The sequence below is a fragment of the Bradyrhizobium sp. INPA03-11B genome (assembly GCF_040446015.1).
GTDB lineage: Bacteria > Pseudomonadota > Alphaproteobacteria > Rhizobiales > Xanthobacteraceae > Bradyrhizobium > Bradyrhizobium macuxiense_A.
On sequence record NZ_JASGSR010000278.1, the window covers coordinates 1 to 692 of the forward strand.

Consider the following 692-nt stretch of genomic DNA (forward strand, 5'->3'; position numbering starts at 1 on the left):
GGCATAAAGAGCAAAGATGTCGCTCTCGCGGTCACCAAGCAAGGTCACCATTGCGGCGCCTGCGAGCAGCGGCTTGGCCGCAAGGGCAGTGGTGATCCAGCGCTGCGATTCCTTGTCCGGCAGGTCGCGGCTGTCATGCGAGACGGTTCGACGGCCCTCACGCGTCCACACCTCGCCGCTCAAAAGCCCAAGGCAGCTGCCACTCTCCGCATCCACCGCCAGCAGCGGATGCAGCAGCACGCCATGGTGATTGCCCCTGCCGATTTCCCCGAGCCCGCGCCGGCGTTGCGCGGTGGTGTTGAAGTGGATCTCGCTGGTGTCCTGGATTGCCAGCACATGGCGGCCTCGGATCGCCGCAACCGTGCTCTCGCTCCAGCTGTCGATGATCCGCTCCGCTGTCACTTTGCCATTGCCGAGAAAGCGGTTGAACCGCACTTCCAGCGCGCGGTTCCCCTTCGAAAGCCGCCGCAGGCACACATCCTTGCCCGCAACCATGCGTCCGACAAGCGCCGCCCCCCTTTATCGAGACGACGATCCCCGAACCGGCCCAACGTCCAGTCAATCCGCGACAACATGCCGGCACCTCCGTCCAAATCGAAGTGCCGACATAGGAATCACATGCATTGCCGATTCTGGAATCCCAGGCTCAGCGTCCGAGTCAATCTGTCGCATCAGATCTGTGCATGCCCTAG

Annotated in this window: 1 pseudogene; it reads right to left on the bottom strand. The window is 63.0% G+C overall.

Annotated features, from left to right (window positions below):
• Window positions 1-495 (bottom strand): annotated as a pseudogene (locus QMZ05_RS40910) (transposase); the annotation flags it as partial.
• Window positions 496-692: the final 197 nt, after the last annotated feature.